This is a genomic window from Clostridium vincentii (assembly GCF_002995745.1).
Classification (GTDB): domain Bacteria; phylum Bacillota; class Clostridia; order Clostridiales; family Clostridiaceae; genus Clostridium; species Clostridium vincentii.
Window position 1 is genome coordinate 1 of the sequence record NZ_PVXQ01000068.1, and the last position, 8,504, is coordinate 8,504.

Annotated in this window: 10 protein-coding genes and 1 pseudogene; all 11 read right to left on the reverse strand. The window is 30.0% G+C overall.

Translation table 11 applies throughout. From position 1 onward, the window contains the following. Positions 1 to 122 precede the first annotated feature (122 nt). A pseudogene (locus tag CLVI_RS16710) lies at positions 123 to 704 on the reverse strand (arsenic resistance protein); the annotation flags it as partial. Positions 705 to 738: 34 nt separating this feature from the next. After that, on the reverse strand, positions 739 to 2,379 hold the full coding sequence (locus CLVI_RS16715) for an FAD-dependent oxidoreductase (protein WP_106061340.1): 1,641 nt from the start codon (positions 2,377 to 2,379) through the stop codon (positions 739 to 741). Between the two features lie 93 nt (positions 2,380 to 2,472). Continuing rightward, entirely contained in the window at positions 2,473 to 4,221 is a 1,749-nt protein-coding gene (arsA, locus tag CLVI_RS16720; RefSeq protein WP_106061342.1) for an arsenical pump-driving ATPase, read from the reverse strand. A 70-nt stretch (positions 4,222 to 4,291) separates the two neighbouring features. After that, positions 4,292 to 4,663 (reverse strand): arsenite efflux transporter metallochaperone ArsD, encoded by a 372-nt coding sequence (arsD, locus tag CLVI_RS16725; RefSeq protein ID WP_106061343.1) that lies wholly within the window; start codon positions 4,661 to 4,663, stop codon positions 4,292 to 4,294. A gap of 28 nt (positions 4,664 to 4,691) precedes the next feature. Then, entirely contained in the window at positions 4,692 to 5,009 is a 318-nt protein-coding gene (locus tag CLVI_RS16730) for an ArsR/SmtB family transcription factor (RefSeq protein WP_106061345.1), read from the reverse strand. Between the two features lie 323 nt (positions 5,010 to 5,332). Next, positions 5,333 to 5,470 (reverse strand): hypothetical protein, encoded by a 138-nt coding sequence (locus tag CLVI_RS17570; RefSeq protein WP_170065705.1) that lies wholly within the window; start codon positions 5,468 to 5,470, stop codon positions 5,333 to 5,335. Between the two features lie 53 nt (positions 5,471 to 5,523). After that, on the reverse strand, positions 5,524 to 5,835 hold the full coding sequence (locus CLVI_RS16735; protein ID WP_106061347.1) for a thioredoxin family protein: 312 nt from the start codon (positions 5,833 to 5,835) through the stop codon (positions 5,524 to 5,526). Between the two features lie 25 nt (positions 5,836 to 5,860). Then, a complete protein-coding gene (locus CLVI_RS16740) occupies positions 5,861 to 6,334 on the reverse strand; it encodes an arsenate reductase ArsC (protein WP_242980754.1) in 474 nt (157 codons plus the stop codon). A gap of 13 nt (positions 6,335 to 6,347) precedes the next feature. Next, positions 6,348 to 6,839: an arsenate reductase ArsC gene (locus CLVI_RS16745; RefSeq protein WP_106061349.1), complete on the reverse strand. Its 492-nt coding sequence runs from the start codon at positions 6,837 to 6,839 to the stop codon at positions 6,348 to 6,350. Positions 6,840 to 7,064: 225 nt separating this feature from the next. After that, entirely contained in the window at positions 7,065 to 7,757 is a 693-nt protein-coding gene (locus CLVI_RS16750; protein WP_106061350.1) for a cytochrome c biogenesis CcdA family protein, read from the reverse strand. After that, on the reverse strand, positions 7,754 to 8,347 hold the full coding sequence (locus CLVI_RS16755; protein ID WP_106061352.1) for a thioredoxin family protein: 594 nt from the start codon (positions 8,345 to 8,347) through the stop codon (positions 7,754 to 7,756). The genes CLVI_RS16750 and CLVI_RS16755 overlap by 4 nt, the downstream gene beginning before the upstream one ends. Positions 8,348 to 8,504: the final 157 nt, after the last annotated feature.

Sequence of the window (8,504 nt, forward strand, 5' to 3'; positions counted from 1 at the left end):
GATCCAGATTTATTTAAATCACTATTTCCATGGAGTAATCTTCCTGCTGAATGCTATTTAAATAAAAAGGATTGAAAATAAGCGGTTAATGACTGTCAACGTGACGAGTTATTAACCGCTTACGTTGATAATATAAGTGTTCCCCATGGAACTGCAACATCACTAACGCCTAGTAAGAAAGCAACAATTGGTGCAAATGCAACTAATATAATCAAATCATTAACTGCAACCTGTACTAATGTATATGCAGGGTCACCTTTAGTTAACTGACTCCATACAAATACCATTGCCGTACATGGAGCTGCACCTAGTAGAACTGCCCCTGCTAAATATTCTTTAGCAAGATCTGCTGGTATCAGGCTTTTAAATACTATAAATAAGAAAAAATATGCAATTCCATACATTGTGAATGGTTTTATAAGCCAATTTGTTACGCAAGTTAATAAAATTCCTTTTGGCTTTTTACCTGCATTAACTATACTTGTAAAATCTATTTTAAGCATCATAGGATATATCATAAGCCATATTAATATTGCTACTGGTATCGATACATTATAATATTCAAACTTGTTTAAAGTATCTGGAATTATCGGTATGAACTTTCCTATAGCTATTCCAACAATAATACATGCGGCTACCCAAAGTGTTAAATATCTTTGAAATATCCCTAATCCCGCTTCTTTATTCTGATTATTTTGAGACATATTTATAGCCCTCCATTCTTATAATTATATATAATTACTTTGATTTACTCTCTTTGTAAAACTTGTGTCCGCCAGAAAGATTATATACTTCTTTAAATCCATGATTTATAAGGATATTTTGTGTCGCATTGCCTGTAACACCCTTATTACAATAAGTTACTACCGCACAGTCCCTATCTAAAGTCTCCATAGATTTTCTTAACTTACTATGAGGTATATTTTCCGAATTATCTACATGAGCTTCATCATATTGTTTGCTTACTCTCGTATCTACTATTTGAATTTTTTCATCCTTTTCTACAAGTTTTGTAAGTTCCTCTGATGTTATAATTTTTCTATTATGATTTAATGCATTATCTAAAATCATTCCTGTATAGTGAACAGGGTCCTTAGTTGTTGAAAAAGGTGGTGCATATGCAAGATCTAAATGAAATAATTCATCTACCTTTGCTCCATAAGTTATTAAGGTAACAAACACATCTATTCTTTTATCTACTCCTTCATAGCCTACAATCTGCACTCCTAGAATCTTTTGAGTCTTTTTATCAGCTATAGCTTTTATAACCATTTCTTTGCCATGAAAATAGGAAGGTTTATCTGGTTTTATATTGTGGCATATTTGAATTTCATAACCTTCTTCTAATGCTTCTTTTTCACTTAGCCCAGTACTTGCAATGCTCATGTCAAATAATTTAAAAATTCCTGTACTCAGATTTCCTTTATATTCTAAAGCCCCTCCAGTAACTACATCTCCTGCAATTCTTCCTGTTTTATTAGCAGTAGAACCTAATGGTCTATATACTGGTTTTCCGGTTATAGTAGAAAATGTTTCTATACAATCTCCACAAGCATAAATATCAGTTATATTAGTTTGCATTTTGTTATTAACTTTAATAGCTTTAGTTACACCAATTTCTATTCCAGCTTCCCGGACTAGCTCTGTATTTGGTCTAACTCCAGTTGCCATAATTACCATATCGCTTTTCAGTACAGTGTTATCATTTAACGTTACAGTTTCGTCATCAATTTTAGTAATAGTTGAATTTTTAATAATATTTATCTTTTTCTTTAATAATGCATTCTCTAAAAATAACGCCATGTCCTCATCAAGATTAGGTGTTATTTTATTTTGCATTTCAACTATAGTTACATTGATTCCATCGGCCATTAAATTCTCTAGCATCTCAAAACCAATAAATCCTGTTCCAGCTATTACTGCATCCTTAGGCTTTTTCCTTTCTATATAATTTCTTATATTTCTTGCACTTTGCACATTCCTTAAGAAAAACACATTTTCTTTATCCACGCCCTCTATATTAGGTATAAATGGCTTTGCTCCTGTAGCAATTATTAACTTATCATAATTATCAATAAAAACTTCTTTTGTGTGCAAGTTTTTTACAGTAATTTGTTTTAAGTCTGGATTTATATTTAATACTTCATAACCAGTAAAAACATCTACATTATATTTCTTCTTGAAAAATATAGGATCCCTTGGCGTAAGTTCACCAATGTCTTCAATTTCTCCTCCAATATAATAAGGAAGTCCACAACCTGAATAAGATATATCTTTATCTCTTTCATATATTACAATCTCAGCATTATCATCATTTCTTCGTGCTTTTGCTGCTGCTGACGTCCCTGCCGCTACTGCACCTATAACTAATATCCTCATTTTTTCATCCTCCTTATTTTTCACAACACAAGTATACTATCTAATATAAACATTTTTTATATTTTTACAGAACCTTAACAATCTATAATTTATCTATTCTAATAACTCTAGAAGTTTATCGCCTTTAACTTCATCAGTCTTAAGTTCAATTACTCCAAAGTTTCCCTTAGATATTTCATCAACTTTATTAATCCACTGAATTTCATTACTTGCCTTTGCCTTTAAAATATCATTAGTTGTCTTTGTTGCATAAAGGCTTGAATTTATTACCCACCATTTACTATTTATCTTTGCTCTATCTAAATCCTTTTGAAGTCTCATAGCTTCATAAACAGGAGTAGTCTCAGCTAAAGTCACTATTATAACTTCTGTTTCAGCTTCGTTTCTTAATGTTGGTAACAAGTTTATAACTGATGCTGGTATATCACCCTCTGATCTAGAAATTTCTTTATTATAGCTTTCTGTTGAATCTAAAAGTAGTAATGTATGACCTGTTGGTGCTGTATCTATTACTACTACTTCATTTTCTGATTTTTCAACAATCTCAGCGAAAGCTCTAAAAACTGCAATTTCTTGAGTACATGGTGATCTTAAATCCTCTTCAATATAAGTAATATCTTCATCACTCATATTATTTTCTCTTGCTTTACTTAATACATCTTCTCTATATTTCTCAAGTTCTTTTTTCTCATCAATATTACTTAATGAAATTCCATAACTTTCATCTAATACAGAATTTAAATGTCCAGCTGGATCAGTAGTTGTTAAATGAACCTTTTTACCCTTTTTAGCTAAACCTATTGCTATTGCAGCTGCTATAGTAGTTTTCCCTACTCCACCTTTACCCATAGTAAATATAACTTTTTTGTTAGTATTATAAAGATCATCTATAATAGTCTTTAATTTTGGTATTGTAGTTATATTTAAAGTATCATGACTCATGTTAATATGATCATCCTTTAATAAAGCTCTTACGTTTTCCAGTCCTGTTATATTATAAGGTCTTAATGGAATTTCAAAAGTTGGAACGTCTTTAAGCTTAGCCGGCATTTCCTTTAAAGCTTTTTGTTGTTTTCCATAAATAGCAGTTGATAGCTCATCATCATGACTTTGAAGGACACCATTTACAACTAATATTTGATTTTTCACTCCTATTTCTTGAAGTTCAATAGAAGCTCTTTCAGCTTCCTTTAATGGTGAATTTTCAGGACGAGATACAAGTACAAGTATTGTTTTATCCTTATCTGATAAAGTATTTACTGCATTTTTATAGATTTCTCTTTTATCTTCAAGACCGGAAAGTTGACCTAAACATGAGGCTCCATGAGTACTATCGCTTATAAAATTACTCCAAGCAGAAGGTAACTGTAACATTCTTAAAGTATGACCTGTTGGCGCTGTATCAAAAATAATGTGATCATATTTAGTAGATACCTCTTCATCAGTTATCATTGAAGAAAATTCATTAAAAGCTGCAATTTCTACAGTACATGAACCGGATAATTGTTCTTCCATATTGTCTAGTGCTGCTTGAGGGAGTTTTCCTCTATATGGCCCAATAACACTTTCTCTATATTCAGCAGCAGCGGCTTCTGGTTCAAAATTTGCTACAACTAAATTTGGAACTTCTTTAATTTGAATTCCTTTATTAGTTAATTTAGTATTGAATACATCTTGAAGATTGGAAGCTGGATCAGTACTTACAAGCATAATCTTCTTTCCTTCATCCGCTAAAGACAAAGCAACAGCACATGCTGTTGAAGTTTTACCAACTCCACCTTTTCCTGTGAAAAATAGATACTTTGTTAAATTTAGTTCCTTTATATCAAATGCTTTAAACATAATTTATCATTCCTTTCTTCTTTTCAATATTAGTTTTAATAAATTAAATTAATAAAATATAATTTAATTTTTAGCAACATCCTCCTTTACATTCACAGCCCTTATCAGGTTTTTTTATATCAACTTTTAAATAGCTTAATGGTAATTCTAACAATTCACAGATCTCTGCATTAGTAGGATACCCGCCTTCTTTAATTACAATTCCATCCACCATAATTACTGGCAATGCATCCATTCCTTTAGTATTTAAAATTTCATTTATTTCTTTATTATCTACAAATATTTGTGGATTACTTGAAAGATTGTATCTTTCTATTAATATCCCCTTCTTATTTAATGTGTTTATAAAAGTTGACATTCTTAACAATTCCTTATCTACTCCTGGACCACAAACCCCTGTTGAACAACACATAGCTGGATCAAATATAATCATTTTTTTCATATAGATTCACTCCTTTATATTATTTTTTTTATTCACAGTTGCAATTTGATTTATCCTTGCAAATACATTTTTCTGTTTCTGTTACAAGATTCATCAAGTTTAAAATTACTTTATTGCAATTATTATTATTTAAATAATAATAATTCCATATTCCTTCTTTTCTAACTTCTACAAGTCCACAATCAATTAATACTTTCATATGATGGGAAAGTGTAGGTTGTGTGAAATCAAAATATTCTTGTATATCACAGGCACACATTTCACCACAGGATAATATATCAACTATTTTCAGTCTACTAGCATCAGCTAGTGCTTTAATAAGTTTTGCATTTTCTTCATAATTCATTTTTATTCAGAACCTTTCTATATAGACATCTATCTATGTCTAATATAAACTATTATCTATCTACTGTCAATATTATCTTGTGTTTAGCAACTTATTATTATTATTATATACATATTTGTCTATCTACCTATATATATATTAGTTTATGCAATAATTTAATTATTGTCACAAAATAGTATTATGAAAATCCCTAATAATTATACATTATTTAAAATTTTCTAAAATAAAAGCAAACTACTAATTAAGTAACTTGCTTTTTCTTACTTTGTTAAATAGCCATTCTTTATCATCACACATTAACTATGGCCATACTAATTTTGATTTTAAGCGTTTCCTGTTCTTATGATATTAGCAAACTCCTTAGGTAATCCATTTTCTTCGATAGACTTTGCTATTTTTTCAAAGTCATATTCAACTTCACTTGTTTCAAGTTTAACCTCATCTGTAACTTCAATAATCACATAGTTTAATTTTGGATTTCCTGTTTTTGGCTTACCTACACTACCTGAGTTTATTAGTAATTTGCTAATAATTCTTCTATTTCTTGTTTAGGCTTAAATCCGTTGACCTTTTCAACGATTTCACTATTCTTAAATATTAGAAATGTAGGAAGACTTAATATTTTATGCTCTCTGCATAATGCTTTGTTTTCTTCAGTATTAATTTTATAAAATTTTACTTTTAAATTTTCCTTAGCTACAATCTCCAATACTTTTATCAATTGTTTACAAGCATTGCACCAATTAGCGTAAAATTCAATAAGTACTACTTCCTGTGATTCTATCTCACTTTTTAAATTTTCATTATTTAACTCTGTGATGGCCATTTTTCTAAATTCCTCCTTAGTTTTTTTATTTTGTAATCCCTATTTCTTTTGTCATATTCTTTATTGCAATCCTATCTAATTTGTCCATAGGCAAGTTGATAAATAATTCTATTCTTTTAAGTATTTCATTTCTTGTTTTCCTAAAGTTCTTTAATTTTCCCTCTTCATTACCTTGAATTTCATCCGCATCAGGCATTCCCCAATGTGCTACTATAGGGTTTCCCGGAAAATTAGGACATTCCTCTTTCATTTTATCGCAAAGTGTTATAACAAAATCGAAATCTATATCAAGATATTCTTCTGCCGATTTAGGTGTTTGGTTACTGATATCAATATTAACCTCTTCCATTACTTTAACTGCATATGGATTTATTTTTTCAACAGGTCTTGAGCCTGCACTATATGCTTGGAATTTATCCCCTGCTTTAGAATTCAAAATGGCTTCAGCCATTTGGCTTCTTGATGAATTTTTAATACATAAAAATAATACTTTTCTCACAACACAACACCCCTTAAATTAACGATAAATTTAATAAATTTTCAAGTTCTTGCATATTTGTTTCTAAGGATAATTTATTTAGTTTTCCTATAGGGATAGATAAAAATACATTAATTCTAGTCATAATATCTTTTTTAATTTTTATATACGATTCTAATTTCTCTTCATCTGTACCTTTAAAATTAATCGGATCAGTTATACCCCAATGTACTGTAACAGTATCAATAGAACAATTTGGGCATTCATTTATTGCTTTATCACAGAGAGTAATAATAAAATCAAAATTAACATTTCCAAATTCCATAAAGGCTTTTGGCTTTTTGCATGAAATATCAATATCATCTCTTTTCATTGCTTCAATAGCAAAAGAATCAATCTTTGACGCTGGGTTAAGTCCTGCACTATATGCTATAAATCTCCCCTTACCTTTAATATTTAATATAGCTTCTGCCATTTGACTTCTTGCAGCATTTTGTGAGCATAAAAATAATACTTTCTTCTCCATTTGCAAACCTCCTCAATAAATTACTAATACACTTTTAGACTCGTATATCAATATATGCGTCCGTACTCATATACTACTTAATTTTTAATGAAGTTTAAACACTACTTTTGTTAATTATTTGTACTTCTATGTTAATTTTATTTAACTTAATACTCTACAGTCAAAATTTTTACAAAAAAAAAGAGAAATATGCATCAATATTTCTGACACGTACTTCACTTAAATTTAAAATCCTAAGTAAAACATATAAAATGAAAGTAAAAGCATTATAAAGCCCATACCTATTTTTAATATTAAGCTTAAATTGCCATATTTATTTGAGCTTGTAATTTTCCTTACAAATCCTATAGATGTCCCTGCTATAATAACTAAAACACTATGACCTACAGAATAAAGCAATAATAACAAGGTTCCAAATAGAATATTTCCTTCTTTAGCTACAAAAGCTAATATAACTATTAGTGCAGGAGTTGAACAAGGCGATGAAAAAAAGCCACCTAATATTCCTGCTATAAATGCTCCAATATATCCTTTTTTCTTGTTTTTATTCATTGCATAGGATGATGGTATAAAATTAAATATCTCCCAAGTTTGTAATGCCATAAGCGCCATAAGTGCACCTAATATTAAATACCACCATGACCCTACCCCTTGCATAAGTTTTCCCATTAAAGATGCAGCAACACCTAAAGTAGTAAATGTTAATGCTGTTCCAATTGCAAATACTACTGATAATTTAAAAGCTCTTCTAGTATCATCACTTCTAGTACCTCCAACGCAGCTTATTACTAATGGCACACTAGAAAGTGAACAGGGAGTAAAGGATGTTAAAATTCCTGCAAACAATGCTAAAAAGGGCGCTAACCATATTCTTTGAGTAATTAACGCTGATAAAGATTCTAACCAGTCATTAATCATTCTAAGCCCATCTCCTTTAACACTTTAAGTATTGACTCTTTATCCATACCGCCTTCATGTGTTGTAAAAAGATGTTCTCCTGTAGTTTTGTCATTATACATTGTGAATCCAGCTGCATTGTCCTTTGGGACATAAGGTTTTCCATCTTTATCAAAGAAAAATTGTGTTGGAATAACCTTTATCGGCAAATCGTTTGCAGCATCTGGTGTTTTCCACACATCTACAAACTTTACAATAGCTTTTCCCTTTAATTCTACATTAAGGGCTTTTAAGGTTGGTTCCATTTCTTTACATGGTACACATGAATCTGACCCAAAATCAATCACCATAGGAATTCCATAAGATTTCAATTCATCAAGATTGAAATTAGTAGTAGCATCTAATTCAAATTTAATTGTATCCTCTAGGCTAGAGTCCTTTAAATCCTCTGATTTACTTTCAACTACATTTTCCAAATTAGAATCATTCCCCTCATTATTTGAATTGTTATTCTTTAAATATGCTATACCTGCAATTACAACAACAATTCCAAATACAATTACACCTTTAATAATATTTTTCTTTGTAAAATATGATTCTTTTTTATTCATTAATGCATTCCTCCCTATCCCTAGGTATTAGGTAAGCGGTTAATAACTCGTCACGTTGACAGTCATTAACCGCTTATTTTCAATCCTTTTTATTTAAATAGCATTCAGCAGGAAGATTACTCCATGGAAATAGTGATTTAAATAAATCTGGATCATT

Coding starts and splice junctions, on each gene's coding strand:
- CLVI_RS16715 (WP_106061340.1), bottom strand. CDS start 2,379: ATGAGGATATTAGTTATAGGTGCAGTAGCGGCAGGGACGTCAGCAGCA.
- CLVI_RS16730 (WP_106061345.1), bottom strand. CDS start 5,009: ATGAATTATGAAGAAAATGCAAAACTTATTAAAGCACTAGCTGATGCT.
- arsA (WP_106061342.1), bottom strand. CDS start 4,221: ATGTTTAAAGCATTTGATATAAAGGAACTAAATTTAACAAAGTATCTA.
- CLVI_RS16745 (WP_106061349.1), bottom strand. CDS start 6,839: ATGGAGAAGAAAGTATTATTTTTATGCTCACAAAATGCTGCAAGAAGT.
- CLVI_RS16735 (WP_106061347.1), bottom strand. CDS start 5,835: ATGGCCATCACAGAGTTAAATAATGAAAATTTAAAAAGTGAGATAGAA.
- CLVI_RS16755 (WP_106061352.1), bottom strand. CDS start 8,347: ATGAATAAAAAAGAATCATATTTTACAAAGAAAAATATTATTAAAGGT.
- CLVI_RS16750 (WP_106061350.1), bottom strand. CDS start 7,757: ATGATTAATGACTGGTTAGAATCTTTATCAGCGTTAATTACTCAAAGA.
- arsD (WP_106061343.1), bottom strand. CDS start 4,663: ATGAAAAAAATGATTATATTTGATCCAGCTATGTGTTGTTCAACAGGG.